The following is a 21,879-nucleotide window of genomic DNA, read 5'->3' on the forward strand; positions in this document are numbered from 1 at the left end:
ATGACGCTTTGTAGTTGTCGATATCCAGCGGGGGCGCAGTATTTCGTCACAAAGTCGGCATGGCACCATCAGCGGCGTGGATTTGTCCTGGTCGCAGATTCTCGGTCGGCTGACCACCGGACACGACCTCGCGAGGGGCCAGGCGGCCTGGGCGATGGATCAGATCATGTCCGGTTCAGCCACCCCGGCCCAGATCTCGGGCTTCGCGGTGTCGATGACCATGAAACGCCCGGCTGCCGCTGAGGTCACCGAGCTGGCCGACGTGATGCTCAAACACGCCCGCCGGGTGCCCACTGACGTCATCGGCAACGACACCGTCGACGTGGTGGGCACCGGCGGCGACGGCGCCAACACGGTGAATCTGTCCACGATGGCCGCGATCGTGGTGGCCGCCTGCGGCGTTCCGGTGATCAAGCACGGCAACCGCGCGGCCTCATCGCTGTCGGGCGGCGCGGACACGCTGGAGGCACTCGGCGTGCGTATCGATCTGCGCCCAGAAGATGTGGCCCGCAGCGTCGCCGAAGTGGGTATCGGCTTCGCCTTCGCACCGCAATTTCACCCGTCGTACCGGCACGCATCGGCGGTACGTCGGGAGATCGGCATCCCGACGGTCTTCAATCTGCTTGGCCCCCTGACTAATCCAGCCGGCCCGCGGGCGGGGCTGATCGGCTGCGCGTGGGCGGAACTTGCCGAAGTGATGGCCGGGGTATTCGCGACCCGCCGATCAAGCGTGCTCGTGGTGCATGGCGACGACGGGCTCGACGAACTGACCACGACGACGACGAGCACGATCTGGCGCGTACAGGCCGGGACCATCGAGCGGCTGACACTGGATCCCGCCGCGTTCGGCTTCGAGCGAGCTGATCTGGCAGAGCTGATCGGCGGTGACGCCGGGGCCAACGCCGCCGAGGCACGCGCGGTGTTCGCCGGCGCAACGGGGCCGGTGCGAGATGCCGTGGTACTCAATGCCGCCGGCGCGTTGGTGGCACATGCCGGGCTAGCCAGCGACGCCAAATGGCTGCCCGCGTGGGAGTCGGCGCTCGAGAAGGCCACTGGCGCCATCGACTCCGGCGCCGCCGAACAACAACTCGCGCGTTGGGCGCGGTTCACCCAGAAGGTCGGAAGCGGCTAGCTTTGCCGAGCGTGCCGCCGACGCCCACGCGCTCCATCGGCCGGCCGAAGAGGCGGGCGTGGCATATCCCGGCTCGGCAGCCACGATGCGCACCCCGGGCTCGGCCAGCCACCGGGCGATCAGCGCGGTCTCCTCAACCAGTGCCCCGCCGAGCGGCATCGGCAGTGGCAGGACGGTCTGCGCACTCGCACACGCGAAGTCGACCACAGGCATCGGCGGCACGCCGCGGCGCGCCGTGGCCGCACCCGCCAGCTGACCGTGCCGGATCACGCCGATGTGCCAACCGCCCTGGCCGTCGGGAGCCGCGGCCACGAGCTCGCTCACGTCGGCCAGCGCACGCAGCCGCTGTCCTCGCCACAGCACCTCCATCGTCATCGCCGCGTGGTCACGCAGCCTGGCCGCGGTCTCGTAGCGCTTGCGCGTAGCGAGATCCTGGATTCTCGCCACGATTTCGGTCAAGGCGGTGTCGTCGTGGCCGTCGATGAGCGCAGCGGCGGCCAGCGGGAACCCGGCGTAGTCGGCGGCCGCGATGCCGCGAGCAGCCGGGCACGGCGCCACCTCCCGTTCCGGACATGCCGGGCCGTGCGTCGCGCTGCGGCCAATCCGCGCCCTGCACGTGCGGACCCCGGTGAAGCGGGCAAGCAATTCGGCGGTATCGACCGCGTCGGCGCGGGAGGAGAACGGCCCGACCGCGCGGGTTTGCCGCGGAGCGCGGACCACCGCGAACCGGGGGAAGGGTTCCTCGGTCAGCACCACCCACCACCAGCGATGAGGGAAGCGCGACCGGCGATTGTAGGGCGGCGCGTGGGCCGCCAGCAGCCGCAGCTCGCGGACCGAAGCCTCCAGCGCGTGTGCGCACTCCACCACATCGACCGCGGTGGCCAGGGTCACCATCTCGGTGATCCTGGCGCGGGTGTCGCCGCCCGTGAAGTACTGACCGACCCGCCGGCGCAGGTTCACGGCCGTACCGACGTACAGCACTTCCGAGGCTGGGCCGCGGAAGAGGTACACACCGGGCCGCTCGGGCAGCCCCTCGGCGAGCACGCGCTTGCGTCGTTGCGCCGCAGTCACATTCGGCAGATATGCACGCAAGTCCGCGTAGGTGTGGATGCCCTGGTTGCCGACCCGCTCGATCAGCGCGTGCAGTACATCGACGGTGGCTCTGGCGTCGTCGAGCGCGCGGTGGGTGGGCTGGGTGGACACGGCGAACAACTTCGCCAGCGAGGCCAGCCGCACGCTGGGTGCTTCCTCACGCGAAAGCACCCGGCGGGCCAGGCGCACCGTGCACAGCACGGCAGGCCGCGGCCACACGATGTCGCAACGCCTCGCCGCCGCCCGGAGGAATCCGACGTCGAACCCGGCGTTGTGGGCGACCAGCACCGCGCCGCGCACGAACTCCAGGAACATCGGCAGCACCGCCTCGATCTTCGGCGCGTCGCACACCATCGCCGAGGTGATGCCCGTGAGCTGGACGATCTGAGGCGGGATGTCGCGACCCGGATCGACCAGCGTCGCGAACTCGCCGAGTACCTCCCCGCCGCGCACCTTGACCGCCCCGATTTCGGTGATCGCGTCGCATCGGCCGGTGGCGGAGGTGTGCCTGCCGCCAGTGGTCTCGAGGTCGACCACGACGAACGTCGTAGCCCGTAGCGTCACTGCCGCCGAAGGGTCGACGTCAGCGAAGCTGAGCTGCTGCATGGCCTGACCGTAGGCACCAGCACCGACAACGTTGCTCTCTTGTCGGTGGGTGCCGCTACCGTCGCAGACATGATCATCGACTGCGACAACTGCGCGGTGCGCGGCGCGGCTTGCAAGGACTGTGTCATCAGTGTGTTGATCGGCGAACCCGATGCTGCGCCCTCGTTCAGCCAGGACGAATGCGCGGCGTTGGAAGCGCTGGCCGACGCGGGCATGGCGCCGCGCCTTCGGCTCGTGCCGATCCATCGGCGGGACAATCCAGGAGTCGCCTGAGCCGACGTGGCAAACACGCGGTCAGATGTAACTTCTAAGATTGCGTCTTAGATTTGCTGTCTTGTTGGACAAGCCGGAAGCCGTTTCGTAACCTATCTGAGACCTAAGCAGCGATGGCCTTGGCCGCGGCACCTTAAGGAATCTCCAGCTTGAGCTTCGACCGTGCGCAGTGGACGAGTCGTCGACCCCGACGAGCGATATTCGCTGCGATCGCAGTGGTTTCGGTGACCGGGGCTCTCGTCACGGGCACCGGGCACGCCGATCCGGCGGCCGACGCGTTAGCCAAACTCAACGAATTGTCGCGCCAGGCCGAGCAGACCACCGAGGAAATGCACACCGCGCAGGTCGATCTCGACAAGAAGCTCGCCGCGCAAAAGGTTGCTGAGAACAAGCACGACGCCGACGTCGCCGCCGCCGGCAGCGCGAAGACGGAGTTAGATTCGTACCAAGTCGTGGTCGACAAGCTGGCCGCCGCGATGTACATGGGCGGACGCACCGACGGCCTGAGCGCGATCCTGACCGCGACCTCGCCGCAGAACCTCATCGATCAGATGACCGCCCAGGCATCGGTAGCCAACGAGATGGCCTCCCAGATGGCCAGTTACCGCGCGCTGAGCGCGAAGACCGCCGCCGCCGAGGCCACGTCGTCGAAATCCGCGGATGATGCCCGCACGGCTGCGCAGCAGGCCGCGGCCGTCCGGTCGGATGTCCAGGCCAAGCAGACCAAGCTGCAGGTCCAGATCGCGATCGTGAAGTCGCAATACCTGGCGCTCAGTCCCACCCAGCGGGCCACGTTGGCCGGCCCCGGTGTGCCGCCACCGACGACGCTGCCCGACGCGCCGGAAGCTCTGCCAACCGACCTCCCGCCGCCCCCCGAGGTAGACATCAACGCGATGGCGCCGTCGCCCGACGGCGCGATCCCGCCCGGCGACATGGGCGAGCAGCCGCACGGCGGCGGCAGCGCACCGGAGGGTGCGATCGTCGTCCAGGCGGCGCTGAGCCGGATCGGCTCGCCGTACTCGTGGGGCGCGTCCGGCCCGAACGCGTTCGACTGCTCCGGCCTGGTGATGTGGGCCTACCGGCAGGCAGGCATCGCGCTTCCGCACTCCAGCCAGGCCTTGGCGCACGGCGGCCAGCCTGTGGACCTGTCTCAGATGCAGCCCGGTGATGTGGTCACCTACTACGGCGATGCCAGCCACGCCGCGATCTACATCGGCGACGGGATGATGGTGCACGCGTCCACGTATGGCACGCCGGTGAGGGTGGCGCCGGTGGGGAATGCCCCGATCTACAACGTCCGCCGTTACTGAGGTTCGTCCGTCGCGACGGGTTCTTGCCGTCGTCCTGGGCTTTGCGTTGATCGCTGAATTGGTCACCGCGACAACGTTGCTCGCGCGATCGGTGTCGGATCCTGTTAATGCGCACCAGCTGCTGCTCGTGGACCGGGGTGGTCCCGCGGCGCTGTCGGCGCGGATCACTGCCGAGATGCCGGGCGCAATCGACGCGGTGTCGGCGTTCTGGGGCGACGACTGGCCGCGCGAGATCGTCGTCGTCACCACGGGAACCGATGAGGAGTTCGCGGCACATACCGGGATGCCGGACCGGAACTGGACGGGTGTCGCCGCGGTCGCGGTGGCCGATCGGGTGGACCCCGACCGCCGGAAGGCGTTCGGTCAGCGAATCGTGTTCGCGCCGGGGGCAAATTCGATGAGCGACGCGTCATTGCGGATCGTGTTGCGCCACGAGCTTTTTCACTATGCAAGCCGCGCGCAGACCGCGTCCGATGCGCCGCGATGGCTGCAAGAAGGCGTCGCCGACTACGTCGGCCGTCCAGCCGACTCGCGTCCGCGCGCGCCCGCCGGGCTCGTGCAGCTGCCGTCCGATGTCGAACTCGACGCAGGAGGCACCGCCGAATCGGCGGCCTACGACCGGGCGTGGTGGTTTGCCACGTTCGTCGCCCACACGTATGGGTCCGACGGCCTGCGAAGGCTCTACGTTGCGGCATGCCAGCCGGGCCACCCCGACGCCGACACCGCCACGCGCACAGCGCTCGGCGTGTCGCTGCCCGACCTGGTGTCGGGCTGGCAGCGCTGGCTCGCTGGGTAGATTGACCACCCGTGACGCGGATCCTGTTGGTCACCAATGACTTTCCGCCGCGTCCCGGCGGCATCCAGGCATATCTGGAGGCGTTGACGACGAACCTGGCGCAGCTCGGCGAACACGAGCTCACGGTGTATGCGCCACGGTGGAAGCGCGCCAAACAATACGATGCCAGTGCGCCTTTCGAGGTCGTCCGCCACCCGGGCACGCTGATGCTGCCGGTCCCGGACGTGGAGGCGCGCATTCGGCGGCTGATCACCGACCGCGACATCGACACCGTGTGGTTCGGTGCGGCGGCGCCGCTCGGGCTGCTCGCCGGCAGGGCACGGCGGGCCGGGGCACATCGCGTTCTGGCCAGCACTCACGGGCACGAGGTCGGCTGGTCGATGCTGCCGGTGGCACGTTCGGCGTTGCGCCGGATCGGCCAGGACGCTGATGTGGTCACCTACATCAGCCGCTACACCCGCGACCGCTTCGCGTCGGCGTTCGGTGCCCGCGCCGCGCTCGAGGCCCTGCCGCCCGGAGTCGACGTCGAGCGGTTTTTCCCCGATACCGCGGCGCGAGACGAGATGCGGGCCCGGTACGGGCTGGGGGAGCGGCCGGTGATCGTGTGCGTGTCGCGGCTCGTTCCGCGCAAAGGCCAGGACATGCTTATCCGTGCGTTGCCCGCGATCAGGTCGCGCGTCGACGGTGCCGCGCTCGTCGTCGTCGGCGGGGGGCCGTACCTGGGTACGCTGCGGACCCTCGCAGATCGCGCCGGTGTCACCGACCACGTGATCTTCACCGAGGGCGTCGCGCCGGACGAGCTGCCCGCACACCACGCAATGGCCGACGTGTTCGCGATGCCGTGCCGCACGCGCGGCGCCGGGCTCGACGTCGAAGGGCTGGGAATCGTCTACCTCGAGGCGTCGGCCAGCGCAGTGCCCGTCGTCGCGGGCCGATCAGGAGGTGCGCCCGAAGCCGTCCAGGACGGACGCACCGGGCTTGTCGTCGACGGCACGTCGGTCGACGAGATCGCCGACGCGGTCAGTGCCATCCTGGCCGATCGCGACCTCGCCCGCCGCATGGGTGCCGCGGGCCGCAGCTGGATTGTCGAGAAGTGGCGATGGCCGCTGCGCGCGGTCCGGCTGGCCCAGCTGTTGCGCTAGTGCGCGTCAGCCGTACAGCGCCTCGATCTCGCTGGCGAACTTCTCGGCGACGACCTTGCGCTTGACCTTCATGGTCGGCGTCAGCTCGCCGGTGTCCTCGGTGAAATCGACCGGCAGGATCGTGAACTTGCGAATCGACTCCGCATGCGAGACAGCCTGATTGGCGTCCTTGACGGCCAGGTCGATCTCGGCTGTGAGGTCGGGGTCGTCCGCGAGATCGCCCAACGACGCTTCGGCGGACTTGCCGTTGCGCTGCTTCCAGCCGGCGAAGGCTTCGGGGTCGATCGTGATCAGCGCCGCGATGAAGGGTTTCGCGTCACCCACGACCATCGCCTGGCTGATCAACGGGTGAGCGCGCAGCCGGTCCTCGAGGACCGCCGGTGCGACGTTCTTGCCGCCGGCGGTGACGATGATCTCCTTCTTGCGGCCGACGATCGTGAGGAACCCGCCCTCGTCGATCGCACCGAGGTCGCCCGTGTGGAACCACCCGTCGACGAGCGCTTCCTTGGTGGCCTGGTCGTTGTGCCAGTAGCCGTGGAAAACCACGCCGCCCTTGACCAGCAGCTCGTTGTCGTCGGCGATACGCATGCTGTTGCCGGGCAACAACTTACCCACCGAGCCGACCTTCATGTCGTCGAGCCGGTTGACCGTGATTGCCGAGCTGGTCTCGGTAAGCCCATAGCCCTCGTAGATGGTCAGCCCGACGCCGCGGTAGAAGTGGCCGAGCCGGACACCCAGCGGCGCCCCGCCGGAGATCGCCGCGCGGCAGTTGCCGCCGAGCGCGGCGCGCAGCTTGCCGTACACCAGCCGGTCGAACACCGCGTGCTTGGCCCGCAGCACGATGCCGGGCCCGCCGGAATCCTGCGCCTTGCTCCACTCGATCGCCGTGTCGACGGCGATCGCGAAGATGCGGCCCTTGCCGTCGCTGCGCGCATTCTGCTCGGCGGTGTTGTAGACCTTCTCGAACACCCGGGGCACCGACACCACCAGCGTCGGCTTGAACGCCCCGAACATGCCGACGAGGTTCTTGATGTCGCTGGTGTAGCCGACCGTCACCTTGTTCTCGACCGCAGCCACCGAGATCGCCCGTGACAAGACGTGCGCCAGCGGCAAGAACACCAGCATTCGCTCTCCCTCCCCGAGCAGCGTCGGGAAGCAGGCCTTCGCGCCGCGGGTCTCGGAGACGAAGTTTGTGTGGGTGAGTTGGCAGCCCTTCGGCCTGCCCGTGGTGCCCGACGTGTAGATCAGCGTCGCCGGGTCGGACGACTTGATCGCGGAGAGCCGCGCCTCGAGCTCGGATGCGTCCACCGACTTGCCGGCCTCGGCGAGGGTGTCCAGCGCCGCGGTTCCGGCTCCGTCGATCCGAAGCACCTTGCGCAGGCCGGGAAGGTCGGTGAGCAACTGGTCGATCTTCTTGCCGTGCGCGTCGGACTCCGCGAACGCCAGCACCGCGCCGGAGTCCTCGAGCACCCAGCGCACCTGCTCGGCCGACGACGTCTCATAGATCGGGACAGTGACCCCGCCGACCGACAGGATCGCGTAGTCGAGGATCGCCCACTCGTAGCGGGTGGCCGAGAAGATCGACACCCGGTCTCCGGGCTGTATGCCTTCGGCGATCAATCCCAGAGCGGCTGAACGGATCTGGGCCACGGCTTCGGCGCTCGTCACATCGGTCCAGGTGCCGTCGACGACGCGTTGGAAGAGCGGGTAGTCGGGATCCTCGCGTTCGTGTGCGAACACGGCGTGCACAACGCTGTCGTGTTCGCCGACGGTGAAGGCGGCTTCTGCGGTCAGCTCTTTCACGCGTCCAGCCTAGCTATCGAATTGCCAGCTACCGACCGAGGAGGGCACAAGAATGGTCCTGCAGCTCTTCGCCGGCAGCGGGATCGCCAGCGGCGGGATCTGCGCGATCGGCAAGGATGACAAAACCCGGTTGGCCGTCGGCGCGCAGGACACCCACCACGACGAGTGTCTGGGCGCCCATGTTCGCGCGAGCACCCGCCAGGCCGTCGGCCAGCACCGTGAACGGGTCGGTGCCGTCCAGGTCGTCGCCCTGGACCGCGATCGCGTCGTAGCGGTGCCCGCGCAGCGGCACCGTGAACGGCGCCCACGACGTGCCCACCTCGCCGGTGTGTTCGGCGAGTGCGTCGCGCACGTCGTCGGCGACACAGTCGATGTGGATGTGCAGCTGGTTCTGTGTCCGCGCCATCGCCGAGTTGACCGCAAGGCTGACCCAGTCCCGCGGCAGCGCCCGTCCGGCGCGTTGCTCGACGAACCTGCGAGCCCGCCATGCCGCCGCGAAGTAGTTCGGCGCGCCCGGCGCCAACAGCTCCGGGCTTTCGATGCCTGCGACGCGTGCGGTCGGGATCAGCAGGAACTGCGTCGCCCCGACGATGTCCTTGAGGACGGCGTAGCCGCGCGGCTGCCCGGCGGCCACGTCCACGTCGGCGCAAGGGGCAGGATCGCCATGCGCGGTCTCGTCGGGAACGCATTGGCCGGCAACGATCTTCCATAGCGCATCGGGATCGGTCGGTCCGCCTGCGTGCGCGCCGCCCGCGCCACAGACGGCGAGCACAACCGCGATGAGAAGGCCACGAGCGCTGCGCCTCACGCATAACACCGCCGCATCATCCGCCATGGGATGCTGTTAGGCCATGCACAGCATCCAGGTCGCCGACCAGACATTCGTGGCCGCCGCGCCCGCCGCGGTCGGCAACGCGGTGAGCAACGCCGCGAACTGGCGCCGCTGGTGGCCCGACCTGCTGTTGGAAGTGGTCGAGAACCGCGGCGAGAAGGGCATCCGGTGGACAGTCACCGGCGCGCTGACGGGGACCATGGAGGTGTGGCTCGAGCCGATGCTCGACGGCGTGGTGATGAACTATTTCCTGCACGCCGAGCCCGCAGGCGCTGCGGCATGGCAGGTGGCGCGGATGAAGCTGGCCAAGATGACCCACCAACGCAGGGTGGCGGGAAAACGGATGGCGTTCGAGGTCAAGGCGACGCTCGAGGCCTCTCGGCCGCTCGGGGGATCAGTGCTTCTCTGAGCGGGTACCGTTTCCTGACGTGGCGGACACGACGGCGCAGACGATCTACATCGACGCGGATCCGAAAACAGTGATGGACGTAATCGCCGACATCGGCTCCTACCCGCAGTGGGTGTCGGAGTACAAGGAGACCGAGGTACTCGAAGCCGACGACGAGGGGTATCCGAAGACGGCACGGCTGTTGCTGGACGCGACGGTGCTCAAGGACACCATGGTGCTGTCCTACGACTGGCCGCCCGACCACAAGTCGGTACGATGGCACCTGGTTTCCAGTTCCTTACTGCGGTCGCTGAACGGCGCATATCGACTGTCCCCCAAGGGATCTGGTACCGAAGTAACCTACGAGCTCTCGGTCGACCTGCTTATCCCGATGATCGGATTGCTCAAGCGCAAAGCCGAGCGTAGGTTGACCGACACCGCATTGAAGGACCTGAAGAAACGAGTCGAGGCTGAGTGAGTTCCCGACCGCCCCGCGTGAGAAGCTGCCCGCTGCGCTTCGGATCAGTCTTTTCGTAGGCAAGGGCGGGGTAGGAAAGTCGACGCTGGCCGCGGCCACCGCGGTCAGTGACGCGCGCGCCGGGTTCCGGGTGCTGCTGCTGTCCACCGATCAGGCGCACTCGCTCGGCGACGTGCTCGGGGTGCCGGTGATCCCGACCGGTGAGCGCAATGTCACACGCATCCTCGAGGACGACGCCGACGCCGGTGGCGGCTTCCTCGATGCGTTGGCACTGGACACATTGGCCCTGCTCGAGTCTCGATGGCCGCAGGCCGTGCAGCCGCTCGCGCGCCGCTTTCCCGACTCGGACCTGGGAGACGTTGCGCCCCAAGAACTGTCAGCGCTACCCGGGGTCCAGGAGGTTCTCGGGTTGTACGAGGTGGGCGAACTGGCAGCGTCGGGGCAGTGGGATCACGTGGTCGTGGACTGCGCGTCGACGGCCGACGCGTTGCGAATGCTCACCCTGCCTTCGACATTCGGCCTGTACCTGGAGCGCGCGTGGCCACGGCACCGCAGGCTGGCCGCCCCTGCTGAGAATCCCGCGTCGGCGGCAATCGTGCACGCGCTCGAGAACGTCACCGCCGAGCTGGAAAACCTCAACGCGCTGCTGACGGACGGGTCGCGGGTGGGGGCACACCTGGTGCTGACCGCCGAACGCGTGGTCGCGGCAGAAGCCGTGCGCACACTGGGAGCGTTGTCGTTGATGGGGGTGCGGGTCGAGGAACTCATCGTGAATCAGATTCTGATGAAAGACGATTCGTACGAGTATCAGAATCTGCCCGATCATCCGGCATTCGGTTGGTACGCCGAGCGGATCGCCGAGCAGCGGGTTGTGCTCGACGAATTGGCCGCAAAGATCGGCGGGACCGCACTGGTGCTGGCACCGCACCTCGCGATAGAGCCGATCGGCCCGAAGGGGCTCATCGAGCTGCTCGACACGGTGCGCCGGCACGACGGAGCCGCTCCGCCAGGGCCGCTTCGGCCCGTAGTCGATCGGGAGTCGGGATCGGGAGTCGATGCGGTCTACCGGTTGCGGCTAGAGTTGCCGCAGGTCGACGCCGGCTCGCTCACGCTGGGCCGCGTCGAGGACGACCTGATCATCGGCGCCTCGGGCATGAAGCGCCGGGTACGGCTCGCGTCAGTGCTTCGACGATGCATTGTCACCGACGCACAACTGCGGGGGAGTGAGCTGACGGTGCGATTCCGACCCGATCCGAACGTGTGGCCCGTATGAGTGGCCGTCGTCATCCCGACCTCCCGCCGGAGCTTCGGCAATTGGCGCAGGCGATCCTCGACCGTCTCGACCCGGCGGTGCGGGCCGCCGCTGCCGTCGCAGCAGGCCGGTCCGACTCGCCGGGACCCTGCCAGCTGGTCTGGTGCCCGGTGTGCGCGCTGGCCGCGCTGGCCTCGGGTGAACAACACCCGATGCTCGATGTGATCGCCGAACACAGCATCGCGCTACTCACCGTGGTGCGCGCGCTCGTCGACGCAGACCCGCCCCCGCCACCCGACGGCGACGGGCCGGACGGCGGTCCTCCCCAACCGCCGCCGAACGGCCGGTATGAGCACATTCCCATCTCCGTAGAAGACCCGTAAATCTCATTGGGAGAAGCCGCGTAATTGTGGTCGAGCCAACAACGCCTGGGTACAGTTGGCCCAAAGCTGCTCAACGGGGTGCCCCAAGCAAGGAGGGTCCATGTGGTATTGGCTGTTCAAGTACATCTTCATGGGTCCACTTCTGCGGCTGTTGGGGCGGCCCAAAACCGAAGGGCTTGAACACATTCCGGACTCCGGCCCGGCAATCCTGGCAAGCAATCACCTCGCCGTCGCGGACAGCTTCTACCTGCCACTGGTCGAATCACGCCGCATCACTTTCCTGGCGAAGTCCGAATATTTCACCGGCACCGGACTCAAAGGGTGGTTCCAGCGCTGGTTCTACACCGTGGCCGGGCAGGTGCCGATCGACCGCAGCGACGCCGATACCGCCCAGGCGGCCTTGGACACCGCCAAGAGGCTGCTCGACGACGGGAAGCTGATGGGGATGTATCCCGAGGGCACCCGGTCACCAGACGGCCGGTTGTACAAGGGCAAGACGGGACTGGCGCGGCTCGCGCTGGAAACCGGCGTGCCGGTGATTCCCGTCGCGATGATCGGAACGGACGCAGTCAACCCGCCGGGCAGCACGATGTGGCGGTTCGGAAGGGTCACGGTTCGGGTCGGCAAGCCGCTGGACTTCTCCCGGTTCGAGGGGCTCGCAGGCAACCGGTTCATCGAGCGCGCCGTGATCGACGAAGTGATGTACGAGCTGATGCAGCTGTCGGGCCAGGAGTACGTCGACCTCTACGCCGCCGACGTCAAGGAACAGGCGACGCAGCCGCCCGCGGTTGCCGCGTAGGTCGCGGCTGGGTGAGTTTCGGCGCCGTCATCGTGGCGCCGGCCACCACGATCACGGCGACCGCCCACCACACGTAGGAAGCGCCGAGGATCTGGCGCCACGCCGTGGCGGTGAACTCCTGGTTCGCCGGCATCAAGTCCATCGGCGCCCACACCAACAACGCCAGCCCCACCGCCGTGACCGCGGCCAGCGGGAGGCTGCGGCGCCGGTAGGCCAGCACGCTGGTCGTTATCAACGTCGGGAGCACCCACACCCAGTGGTGCGACCACGACACCGGTGAGACCACCAGGCCGAACAACGCGATGCAGCACAATGCCAACACCGGCTCCTGGGCGCGCAGCACCCGCCGCGTCGCCCACACCGTCACCGCGAATAGCGCACAACCGGCCACCGCCCAGATCGCGAACTGCTGTGTGTGCGTGAGGTCGAGGCGGGCCAATGCGCCCGCGATGTTCTGGTCCTTGCGATATCCGACGGTACCGATCCGGCCTGTGTCGCGCACCGTCGTCGTCCAGTACTCGACTGAGTCGCGCCACGCCAGCGCGAACCCCAACAACGTCGCTCCGGCAAATGACGCGACCGCGGTCAACACGGCCCGGCCGTCGCGCCGCAGCACGAAATACAGCAAGAACACCGCCGGGGTGAGCTTCAGCGCAATCGCGAGTCCCACCAGCAGTCCGCGTGGCCACGGGGTCCGGCGCGGGAGGCAGTCGGCGAGGACCAACGTCATCAGGATCACGTTGATCTGGCCATACGTGAGGTTCGATTCGAACGGCTCCAAAAACGGTGCCGCGAACGAGATCGCCAGTGCGAGCACGCCCCGCCGCAGCCAGACGTCGCGGATGGGCCCGTGTGACGTCGGTGGAACGTCGAGCCTGCTCAGCACGAGCATCGTCGACACCACCAACAGGACCAGGATCACCGCCGTCAGCGCGACCGTGGCTCCGTGAAGCGAGAGCCACGCCAATGGACTGAACACGATGGCCGAAACGGGCGGATAGGTGAACGCAAGGTCCAGGCCCACCTGGGTGGGGAACACCGTGTGGTCCTGGTAGAGCGGATGGCCGTCCAGCCAGGCCCGCGCGCCGAGCCGGTACACGTCGACGTCGATCTGGTACGGCAGGTGCGTGAAGAGCTTCCAGGTGGACAGCACCACGGCGACAACCGTCACGACCGTAAAGACCCACCAGCACGCGGTCCACACACGGGTGCGCCAACTCGTCATGACCCGGCCAGCTTATCGGGCACTCGAGAACTCCGAACGGCGAAACAGTAAGCAATCGCGAACAATACGTACGGCAGGCCCAGGTAGGAGAACAACGCCTCGGAGCGCTCGTCGAAAAGCGCCAGCACGGCTGGCGACGCCACCAGAAGCAAACCGATCAGCGCCACGGCCATCAACGGCACACTGCGGCGCCGGTAGCCCACCGCAGCCGCGCTGGCCACCGCGGGCAACAGCCACACCCAGTGGTGGGACCACGACACCGGAGAGACGACGAGCCCGAACAACGCGACGCACATCAGCGCCAGGACAGGCTCCGAGGCCTCCAACGCCCGGCGGGCGGCCCAGACCGCCAGCGCCAGCATCGCCACGCTCGCGATCACCCAGATCACGGTGGCGGTTGTGGACGGGACAGCCAGCCGCGCCAGCGCGCCCGTGATGTTCTGGTTCGTGGACAACGCGATGTACCCGATCCGCCCGGTCTGCCGCACGCTTTTCGTCCAGTACTCCCACGAGTCGGCGGGTGCCAATACCGCTGCCACGCCGGTCGCTGTTAGGAACGTGATGACGGCGGTCGCCGCCGCCCGGTACTGGCGGCGAAGCACGAAATAGAGAAGAAACACCGCAGGGGTCAACTTCACCGCCATCGCCAGCCCGACGGCCATACCCCGCGGCCACCATGGTCGCCGAGGTACGCAATCGGCGAGCACGAGCGTCATCAGCACCACGTTGATCTGCCCGTATGCCAATGTCGCCCACAGTGGCTCGAACTTCAGCCACAGGGCCACCGCCGCGAAGCCCGCGCACAGCGCCCATCGACCGGGCAGCGTGATCGCGAGGCACACCACGAGAAGCACCATCGTCGTCACCGTCAGCGCCGCCGATGCCGTGGGCAGCGATACCCAGGTGAGCGGGGTGAAAACGATCGCGGCCAGCGGCGGGTAGGTGAACGGCAACGGACCGTCGGGGGTCTGGGTCGGGAACACGGCGTCGCCGTAGAGCGGCCGGCCGTCCAGCCACGCACGCGCGCCGTCGCGGTAGACATCGGTGTCGACGTGGTATTCCGGCGGTGACAACACGGCGCGCCACGTCAGATATGCCAGCGCCGCAAATGTGACCACCAGCGCGAGACGGCGCAGCCATGGATTCATTGCGGAGAGCAGCCTATCGAGGCGCCAACCCGGTAGTTTGACTGCGACGCGAAGGGCAGGCCCGGTGTTTCATTCGTTCTGGCAGAGCCTCGTTGATCGAGGACGGCTGCCGCTGCTGTTGTGCCTGGTGGCGTTCTTGGCGACGTTTCTGATCACGCGGACGATCGTTCGGTATATCCGGGCTCACGCCAACAGCGACGCCCCACGGAAGTGGTGGCAGCCGCGCAACATCGGGCACGGTGGTCTGCACATTCACCACGTGGTGTTCGGTGTGATCCTCGTGATGCTGTCCGGGGTAACGATGGTGACGCTGGCAGTCAACGGCGGTGAAACCGAATTCAGAGTCACGGCAATCGTTTTCGGGATCGGAGCGGCGCTCGTCCTGGATGAGTTCGCGCTGATCCTGCACCTCGACGACGTGTACTGGTCCGAAGACGGCCGCACGTCGGTGGACGCGGTGTTCGCCGCGGTGGGCGTGGCGGGGCTGCTCATCCTGGGCTTCAACCCGCTGTCGTTCTTCGACATCACCGTGTGGCGCGACGACAGCGGCATCTGGCAGAGGGTGTCCGTGGTCGCGTTCGCCGTTCTCACGTTGCTGCTGGCAGTGATCGTGTTGCTCAAAGGCAAGGTGTGGACTGGGCTGGTCGGGATGTTCATCACACCTCTTCTGCTGGTGGGTGCCATCCGGCTGTCGCGCCCCCACGCGCCGTGGGCGCGCTGGCGCTACAGCCACAAGCCCAAGAAGATGCACCGGGCGCTCGAGCGGGAGCGGTACATGCGCCGGCCCGTGGTGCAGGCCAAACTGTGGCTGCAGGACGCGCTCGCGGGGATGCCGCACTTTCCCGACGACAAGGAAGTCAACGAGCAGCTGGACCGTGAGATCCACGCCGCTCCGCCGCCGGCGAGGCGGCTGCGAGACGACATTGAAGTCGCGGTCTAGGGGCGCGGCGTGAGGTACTTCTATGACACCGAATTCATCGACAACGGCCGCGTCATCGATCTGATCTCCATCGGCGTCGTCGCCGAGGATGGCCGCGAATACTACGCCATATCAACAGAATTCAATCCGGAGAGTGCAGGCCGCTGGGTTCGCACCAACGTGCTGCCCAAACTGCCGTCGCCGTCGTCGCAGCTGTGGCGCTCGCGCTCGCAGATCCGCGACGAACTGGAGAACTTCCTCGGGGTAGACGGCGACGAGGAGATCGAGCTCTGGGCGTGGGTGGGCGCCTACGACCACGTGGTGCTGTGCCAGTTGTGGGGGCCGATGACCAGCCTGCCGCCGGCGATTCCACGGTTCACCCGCGAGCTGCGCCAGTTCTGGGAGGAGCGGGGGTGCCCGCGGATGCCGCCCCGACCCCGCGATGCGCATGACGCGCTGGTCGACGCACGGCACAACCTGCGACGGTTCCAGCTGATGACCGCGGGGGACGCAGCCGCCCAGGCATGAAAACTCGCTGGTCTCGCCTGGTTACCATGGACGGGTGAACTGGACCGTTGACGTACCGATCGACCAGTTGCCGTCGCTACCGCCGCTGCCTGCGGATCTGCGGGCACGGCTGGACGCCGCGCTGGCGAAGCCGGCGGCCCAGCAGCCCAATTGGCCGGCCGACGCGGCCAAGGCGATGCGCACCGTGCTCGAGAGCGTGCCGCCGGTCACCGTGCCATCGGAAATCCAGAAACTGCAGGGTCAACTTGCCGACGTCGCGCAGGGCAAGGCGTTTCTGCTGCAGGGCGGCGACTGCGCGGAGACCTTCGTAGACAACACCGAGCCGCACATTCGCGGCAATATCCGCGCGCTGCTGCAGATGGCGGTGGTGCTGACGTACGGCGCCAGCATGCCGGTGATCAAGGTCGCGCGGATCGCGGGCCAGTACGCCAAGCCGCGCTCGGCGGACACCGACGCGCTGGGGCTGAAGTCCTACCGCGGCGACATGATCAACGGGTTCGCGCCGGACGCCGCTGCCCGCGAGCACGACCCGTCCCGCCTCGTCCGCGCTTACGCGAACGCCAGCGCGGCGATGAACCTGGTCCGGGCGCTGACGTCGTCAGGCCTGGCATCGCTGCACCTGGTGCACGACTGGAACCGCGAGTTCGTCCGGACGTCACCCGCGGGTGCCCGCTACGAGGCGCTGGCAAGCGAGATCGACCGGGGCCTGACGTTCATGAGCGCGTGCGGCGTCGACGACCGCAACCTGCAGACCGCCGAGATCTACGCGTCTCATGAGGCGCTGGTGCTCGATTACGAGCGCGCGATGCTGCGGCTCGCGCAGGACGAAGCCGGGGAGCCCGCGCTGTACGACCTTTCGGCCCACTATGTGTGGATCGGGGAGCGCACGCGTCAGCTCGACGGCGCTCACATCGCCTTCGCCGAGGTGATTGCCAACCCGATCGGCGTGAAGATCGGCCCGACGATGACCCCGGAGCTGGCTGTCGAATACGTCGAACGCCTCGACCCCAACAACAAACCCGGACGGCTCACGTTGGTAAGTCGGTTGGGCAACAACAAGGTTCGCGATCTGCTGCCGCCGATCATCGAGAAGGTGCAGGCCACAGGTCACCAGGTGATCTGGCAGTGCGATCCGATGCACGGCAACACCCACGAGTCGTCCACCGGCTACAAGACGCGGCATTTCGACCGGATCGTCGACGAGGTGCAGGGTTACTTCGAGGTGCACCGGGCGCTGGGCACACACCCAGGAGGTATCCACGTCGAGATCACCGGTGAGAACGTCACCGAGTGTCTTGGTGGGGCACAGGACATTTCGGACAGCGACCTGGCCGGCCGTTACGAAACCGCGTGCGATCCGCGGCTGAACACCCAGCAGTCGCTGGAGCTGGCGTTCCTCGTGGCGGAGATGTTGCGCGGCTAGCTAGCCCGGCAATCCGGCCCGCTAGCCGCCCTAGAACAAACTGCCGATATTGGTGCCGAGCACCCACGCGCCGACCGAGACGATGCCCGTCAGGATCAGCACGGCTGCGATCCAGTACCCCATCATGCGTCTGGCCCGTTGCCGTGCCGAGTGGAATTCTTGGAGGTCGATGCCCGCGAATTGTCCTGCCGCTGTGCTGGGTTGGGCAGCGACGGGTTGCTTGGCAACGGATTGGGCAGACGGCCAGTCCCCGTGGCCACGGGTCAGCTGCTTCGTCGGTTGCCGAGGCGGCTGCGCTGCCGGCTGCGGCGGTGGCAGCGGTGCGGGTGGCGCTGCCGGTTGCGTGGGGTCGGGCGCGGGCGGTGCGGCGTACCGCTGGCTGAAGTACCGCGCCGCCGACGCGTGCTGAGCCGAGTTGCGAGGGGCGGGAACGCAGAAATCGGGCAGTCCGAGTTCGTCGGTGATCTGATCCAGCTGCGCGCCCATTTCCTGCGCGTCGGCGAACCGGAGGGCGGGATCGCGCGCGGTCGATTGAACAACCAGCTCGTCGAATTGCCTTGGCACTCCAGGGATTTTCTCGCTCGGCGGATGCACGTCGTTGTCCATCCGCTGGTAGGCCACGGCTAGCGGGCTGTCGCCGGAGAACGGGGTGGCGCCTGTCAGCAGCTCATAGACGAGAATTCCGCAGCAGTACACGTCGCTTCGGGGACTCGCGTCGCCGGTGCTCACCTGTTCGGGGGAAAGGTAGGCCGCGGTGCCCAAAATCACGCTGTCCGAGGTGATCTTCGCTTCGGCGACTGCGCGCACCAGCCCGAAGTCGGCGATCTTCACGTCGCCGTCGTCGGAGATCAGGACGTTCTCCGGTTTGACGTCACGGTGCACGAGCCCTCTTCTATGGGCGACAGCTAATCCGCTCAGCACCGGGCGCAGCACGGCGGCGACGGCGTGCGGCGGCATGGGGCCGCGCTCGCGCAGCAGTTCCCGCAACGTGCCGCCCTCGATCAGCTCCATCACCAGAAACGGGTGCTGCCCGTCGACACCCTGGTCGTAAACCGCCACGAGGCCAGGGTCTTTCAACCGGGCGACGGCACGGGCCTCGCGTTGGAAACGAGTCAGAAACTGTTGATCCCCGGCGTAGCGGGACTCCATCACCTTGATCGCGACCGGGCGGTCGAGGCGGGTGTCCAGGCCGCGGTACACCGAGGACATTCCTCCGGTGGCGATGATCGCGTCGACTCGGTAGCGGCTGTCCAGAACCACGCCCACCAGCGGGCCGGGTTTCATCTGGGGAGCCTCCACCGGATTCATGGTAGTCAGGCGCGCACCGTTCTAGACTCAGCGCGGTGAGCAGTGTTCCAGCTGGTGACGATGTGTTGGACCCCAACGAACCGTGCTACGACCTGCCCAGAGTGGCCGAGCTGCTCGGCATTCCGGTGACCAGAGTCCATCAACATCTGCGTGACGGCCACCTGCTCGCGATCCGCCGCGACGGCGCGGTGGCGGTGCCACAGGCCTTCTTCACCGACACCGGGCACGTGGTCAAAAGCCTGCCCGGGCTGCTTGCCGTGCTGCGTGACGGCGGCTATCACGACACGGAGATCCTGCGGTGGCTGTTCACCGCCGACGAGTCGCTGACGGTGACCACCGACAAGTCGCGCGAACAGCTTACGAATGCTCGGCCTGTCGATGCGCTGCACTCTCATCAGGCTCGCGAGGTGGTGCGGCGGGCTCAGGCGTTGGCGTACTGAGCATCCGCCACGCGACCACCGCGCACACGGTAGCGACCGCCGCATGCACGGGCGAGTACATGCCATGCGAGCCGTCCGGGTTGAAGATCACCATGACCCACGTCGAAAATCCCGCGATCGCGGCGATCCACCGCTGTGATTGCGTCAGTGCCGACATCACGGCCAGCGGCCACGTGTAGTACCACGGCAATGCGGCGGGCACGAACAGCACGACAACCACCATCGCGATCGAGATACCGGTGAGCACTTCGCGGTCGTCGTGACGGAATCGCCACCACAGCAACGGCAGGGCCACGACGATCACGCCGATGCCCAGCAGACGCGTGATCTCGAGCACGGCATAGAAGTCGACCGTGGTGAAAAGTCCACCGGCGAGGCTGATGACGTTGGCCGCCGCGGTGGGCACTGTGAGCCAGTTGATGATCTTCACCGACCCGGCGAGCGCCGAGAGCCATCCGAGGTCCACGCCCGCAATCCACGACAACGCCCCGAACACAGCGCCGAACACCGCCACCGACCCAGCGGCGGCTGAGGCGAACGCGGCCGTCGGGCTCATCGCGCGCCGTTGCTGCATCTGGCGCATCCACACCCAGACCAGAAACGGCAATGCCACTCCGGCGGTGGCCTTGACGGCGACCGCCAGGCCGACGACCGCGACACCGGCGATGGGATGGCGGTCGAGCGTGAGGGCGATGCCGGCCATCATCACGCCGACCATCAGCATCTCGTTGTGCACACCGCCCATGAGGTGAATGATCACCAGCGGATTCAGGACGCAAATCCACAGTGCCGCAGCACCGTTCGCGCCGATGTGGCGAGAGATCCGCAGAGCGGCCCAGATCAGCAACAACAGCCCCGGCAGCATGCACAGCCGCAGCACCAGCGTGCCTGCCACGACGTTGTCGCCCACCAGCATCGTGACGAACCTGGCCACCAGAATGAATGCCGGGCCGTATGGTGCCGTCGTGGTGCTCCAGATCGGACTCACGTTGTCCAGCAACCCGTTCGGGTTGTCCACGGGGCCGACGTAGTAGGGGTCGAAACCGTCACGCAGCAATGCGCCCTGCGCGAGATAAGAGTAGGTGTCCCGACTGAACACTGGCACCGACAGCAGCAGCGGCGCCAGCCAGACGCCCGTCGTGGCGATCATCGAACGGGCATCGGCTGTGCCCTCGATTACCCAGCGCCCCAACGAAACCCACGCGGCCAGCATGAGCGCCACGCCGACCCACAGGAGCACGGACGCGAAGACCAGACCGTGACCGAAGCGAAGCCACGCCAGGTGCAGGTGCTCCAGCACCGGATCGTGCAGCCGGGTGCTGCCCGCGCCGAGGCCGCCCAGGGTGATCAGCAGTGCGCCGACAAAGCCGAGCAGCGCCGGTCGGCCGGCGCGAGATGCGATGAAATGCTCCACCTTTGGCTCTTCGCGCAAGCGGCTCATCAACCGCGAGATGATGGTCATGCCGACCGGTTAGAGGCCAATCTGGCGAGCTCCAAGAGCCCGACCTTCGCCTGCGGGTTGATCGAGGCGGTATCCAGCACGTCGACCGCACGGCGGGTGAGGGACTCGATTCGCGATTCGACCGCCGACAGTGCTCCCACAGAGGTGATCACGTCGCACAGCTGGCGTACCTGGCCCTCGGTCAGGTCGGTGCCGATCGACGTGCGCAGCATCTCGGCGGCCGCCGGATCGTCGCGCTCTGCGCGTTCGACCGCTTCGGCGAGCAGCACGGTGCGCTTGCCGGACCGCAGGTCGTCGCCGGAGGGCTTTCCCGTCACCTCCGGGTCGCCGAACACCCCGAGCACGTCGTCGCGGAGCTGAAACGCCACCCCGAGATCAGTGCCGAATTGGTGAAAGGCGCGCAGGACGTCCGGGCGGTCTGCGGCCGCCGCGACTCCCATCTGCAGGGGACGCGACACCGTGTAGGAAGCCGTCTTGTAAGTGTTGACGGTCATCGCCGACGCGATGGAATGCGCCCCGCTGGCCTCGGCCACGATGTCGAGGTACTGGCCGGCGAGGACTTCGGTGCGAATGTCGGCCCACACCTGCTGGACCCGGCGGCGCGCGTCGGCGGCCAGCGAGGCGGCGGCGACGATGTCGTCGGCCCAGACCAGCGCCAGGTCCCCGAGAAGGATCGCCGCAGAGATTCCGAACTGCCGCGCCGATCCCCGCCAGCCGCTCTCGCGGTGTACGTCGGCGAACTGCATGTGCACGGTCGGCAGGCCTCTGCGGGTTCCGGACTCGTCGATGACGTCGTCGTGCACCAGCGCGCACGCGTGCAGGAGCTCCAGGGCCGAGAACAGCCGCAGCACCTCCGGGTTCTCTTGCGAGGGCGTGGCCACCGCGCGCCAGCCCCAGTACGCGAACGCCGGCCGCAGTCGTTTGCCGCCGCGCAGGACGAACTCTTCGAGCGCGCCGGTGATCGCGGCGTACTCGGCGCCGATGTACGCGGCGTCTTCGCGTCGCCCGCGCATGTACTCGCGTAGGTGATCGGTGATCGCCGCGGCGAGCTGCACAGCCGACGGTGCGGCCGATTCCTCTGTTTTCACGCTCAGTCCAGTTGCTCCTTACGTCCCAGGGCCGCATTCAGGGTAAGGTGCG

At 67.5% G+C, this 21,879-nt stretch carries 21 protein-coding genes and 1 pseudogene; 14 read left to right on the top strand and 8 right to left on the bottom strand.

What is annotated here, in order from left to right; genetic code table 11:
- Positions 1–76 precede the first annotated feature (76 nt).
- Positions 77–1,132: an anthranilate phosphoribosyltransferase gene (gene trpD, locus QOH60_RS03280; RefSeq protein ID WP_526417040.1), complete on the top strand. Its 1,056-nt coding sequence runs from the start codon at positions 77–79 to the stop codon at positions 1,130–1,132.
- Here trpD and QOH60_RS03285 read toward each other — a convergent pair.
- Positions 1,061–2,830, bottom strand: a pseudogene (locus tag QOH60_RS03285) (DEDD exonuclease domain-containing protein); the annotation flags it as partial. The gene trpD and the pseudogene QOH60_RS03285 overlap by 72 nt on opposite strands.
- 69 nt (positions 2,831–2,899) lie before the next feature.
- Between QOH60_RS03285 and QOH60_RS03290 the strand changes: the two are divergent.
- The 4 genes from QOH60_RS03290 to QOH60_RS03305 all read left to right on the top strand — a co-directional run bounded on the left by QOH60_RS03290 (position 2,900) and on the right by QOH60_RS03305 (position 6,351).
- Positions 2,900–3,103: a hypothetical protein gene (locus QOH60_RS03290; protein WP_526417042.1), complete on the top strand. Its 204-nt coding sequence runs from the start codon at positions 2,900–2,902 to the stop codon at positions 3,101–3,103.
- A 149-nt stretch (positions 3,104–3,252) separates the two neighbouring features.
- A complete protein-coding gene (ripC, locus tag QOH60_RS03295) occupies positions 3,253–4,413 on the top strand; it encodes a peptidoglycan hydrolase RipC (protein WP_526417044.1) in 1,161 nt (386 codons plus the stop codon).
- The gene (locus QOH60_RS03300; RefSeq protein ID WP_526417046.1) at positions 4,382–5,209 is read left to right on the top strand and encodes a hypothetical protein; all 828 of its coding nucleotides are present in this window, start codon (positions 4,382–4,384) and stop codon (positions 5,207–5,209) included. The genes ripC and QOH60_RS03300 overlap by 32 nt, the downstream gene beginning before the upstream one ends.
- Before the next feature lie 11 nt (positions 5,210–5,220).
- The gene (locus QOH60_RS03305) at positions 5,221–6,351 is read left to right on the top strand and encodes a glycosyltransferase family 4 protein (RefSeq protein ID WP_526417048.1); all 1,131 of its coding nucleotides are present in this window, start codon (positions 5,221–5,223) and stop codon (positions 6,349–6,351) included.
- Positions 6,352–6,357: 6 nt separating this feature from the next.
- Here the strand turns inward: QOH60_RS03305 and QOH60_RS03310 are convergent, their stop codons facing one another.
- Entirely contained in the window at positions 6,358–8,154 is a 1,797-nt protein-coding gene (locus QOH60_RS03310) for an AMP-dependent synthetase/ligase (RefSeq protein ID WP_526417050.1), read from the bottom strand.
- 28 nt (positions 8,155–8,182) lie between these two features.
- Complete coding sequence (locus QOH60_RS03315; RefSeq protein ID WP_526417052.1) at positions 8,183–8,989, bottom strand: CDP-diacylglycerol diphosphatase; 807 nt, start codon at positions 8,987–8,989, stop codon at positions 8,183–8,185.
- A 16-nt stretch (positions 8,990–9,005) separates the two neighbouring features.
- Here QOH60_RS03315 and QOH60_RS03320 point away from each other — a divergent pair, with 16 nt between their 5' ends.
- The 5 genes from QOH60_RS03320 to QOH60_RS03340 all read left to right on the top strand — a co-directional run bounded on the left by QOH60_RS03320 (position 9,006) and on the right by QOH60_RS03340 (position 12,286).
- Positions 9,006–9,395, top strand: coding sequence for a polyketide cyclase / dehydrase and lipid transport (locus QOH60_RS03320; RefSeq protein WP_526417054.1), 390 nt, complete (start codon positions 9,006–9,008; stop codon positions 9,393–9,395).
- A gap of 19 nt (positions 9,396–9,414) precedes the next feature.
- Complete coding sequence (locus QOH60_RS03325; protein ID WP_526417056.1) at positions 9,415–9,852, top strand: SRPBCC family protein; 438 nt, start codon at positions 9,415–9,417, stop codon at positions 9,850–9,852.
- A gap of 25 nt (positions 9,853–9,877) precedes the next feature.
- Positions 9,878–11,125 carry an ArsA family ATPase gene (locus QOH60_RS03330; RefSeq protein ID WP_526417097.1) on the top strand — a complete coding sequence of 416 codons (1,248 nt, stop codon included), beginning with the start codon at positions 9,878–9,880 and terminating at the stop codon, positions 11,123–11,125.
- Positions 11,122–11,487, top strand: a complete 366-nt coding sequence (locus QOH60_RS03335) for a hypothetical protein (RefSeq protein ID WP_526417058.1) — start codon at positions 11,122–11,124, stop codon at positions 11,485–11,487. Before QOH60_RS03330 ends, QOH60_RS03335 begins: the two co-directional genes overlap by 4 nt.
- Before the next feature lie 100 nt (positions 11,488–11,587).
- Positions 11,588–12,286 (top strand): lysophospholipid acyltransferase family protein, encoded by a 699-nt coding sequence (locus tag QOH60_RS03340; protein WP_526417060.1) that lies wholly within the window; start codon positions 11,588–11,590, stop codon positions 12,284–12,286.
- Here QOH60_RS03340 and QOH60_RS03345 read toward each other — a convergent pair.
- Positions 12,246–13,511, bottom strand: a complete 1,266-nt coding sequence (locus QOH60_RS03345; RefSeq protein WP_526417062.1) for a glycosyltransferase 87 family protein — start codon at positions 13,509–13,511, stop codon at positions 12,246–12,248. The two genes, QOH60_RS03340 and QOH60_RS03345, sit on opposite strands and share 41 nt — an antisense overlap.
- Complete coding sequence (locus QOH60_RS03350; RefSeq protein ID WP_526417064.1) at positions 13,508–14,659, bottom strand: glycosyltransferase 87 family protein; 1,152 nt, start codon at positions 14,657–14,659, stop codon at positions 13,508–13,510. Before QOH60_RS03350 ends, QOH60_RS03345 begins: the two co-directional genes overlap by 4 nt.
- Before the next feature lie 64 nt (positions 14,660–14,723).
- Between QOH60_RS03350 and QOH60_RS03355 the strand changes: the two genes are divergently transcribed.
- The 3 genes from QOH60_RS03355 to QOH60_RS03365 are packed head-to-tail and all read left to right on the top strand — an operon-like array spanning position 14,724 to position 17,529.
- On the top strand, positions 14,724–15,599 hold the full coding sequence (locus QOH60_RS03355; protein ID WP_526417066.1) for a hypothetical protein: 876 nt from the start codon (positions 14,724–14,726) through the stop codon (positions 15,597–15,599).
- 9 nt (positions 15,600–15,608) lie between these two features.
- On the top strand, positions 15,609–16,106 hold the full coding sequence (locus QOH60_RS03360; protein WP_526417068.1) for a polyadenylate-specific 3'-exoribonuclease AS: 498 nt from the start codon (positions 15,609–15,611) through the stop codon (positions 16,104–16,106).
- Positions 16,107–16,140: 34 nt separating this feature from the next.
- Positions 16,141–17,529: a class II 3-deoxy-7-phosphoheptulonate synthase gene (locus QOH60_RS03365; RefSeq protein ID WP_526417070.1), complete on the top strand. Its 1,389-nt coding sequence runs from the start codon at positions 16,141–16,143 to the stop codon at positions 17,527–17,529.
- Positions 17,530–17,559: 30 nt separating this feature from the next.
- Here the strand turns inward: QOH60_RS03365 and QOH60_RS03370 are convergent, their stop codons facing one another.
- The gene (locus QOH60_RS03370; RefSeq protein WP_526417072.1) at positions 17,560–18,837 is read right to left on the bottom strand and encodes a protein kinase domain-containing protein; all 1,278 of its coding nucleotides are present in this window, start codon (positions 18,835–18,837) and stop codon (positions 17,560–17,562) included.
- Positions 18,838–18,872: 35 nt separating this feature from the next.
- Between QOH60_RS03370 and QOH60_RS03375 the strand changes: the two genes are divergently transcribed.
- On the top strand, positions 18,873–19,277 hold the full coding sequence (locus QOH60_RS03375; RefSeq protein ID WP_526417074.1) for an Rv2175c family DNA-binding protein: 405 nt from the start codon (positions 18,873–18,875) through the stop codon (positions 19,275–19,277).
- Here the strand turns inward: QOH60_RS03375 and QOH60_RS03380 are convergent.
- Together QOH60_RS03380 and idsA2 are read right to left on the bottom strand one after the other, a co-directional pair.
- The gene (locus tag QOH60_RS03380; RefSeq protein ID WP_526417076.1) at positions 19,195–20,739 is read right to left on the bottom strand and encodes an alpha-(1->6)-mannopyranosyltransferase A; all 1,545 of its coding nucleotides are present in this window, start codon (positions 20,737–20,739) and stop codon (positions 19,195–19,197) included. The genes QOH60_RS03375 and QOH60_RS03380 overlap by 83 nt on opposite strands.
- The gene (gene idsA2 / locus QOH60_RS03385) at positions 20,736–21,752 is read right to left on the bottom strand and encodes a bifunctional (2E,6E)-farnesyl/geranyl diphosphate synthase (protein WP_526417099.1); all 1,017 of its coding nucleotides are present in this window, start codon (positions 21,750–21,752) and stop codon (positions 20,736–20,738) included. The genes QOH60_RS03380 and idsA2 overlap by 4 nt, the downstream gene beginning before the upstream one ends.
- Positions 21,753–21,879: the final 127 nt, after the last annotated feature.

It is taken from the genome of Mycobacterium sp. (assembly GCF_032159765.1).
Taxonomy (GTDB): Bacteria; Actinomycetota; Actinomycetes; order Mycobacteriales; family Mycobacteriaceae; genus Mycobacterium.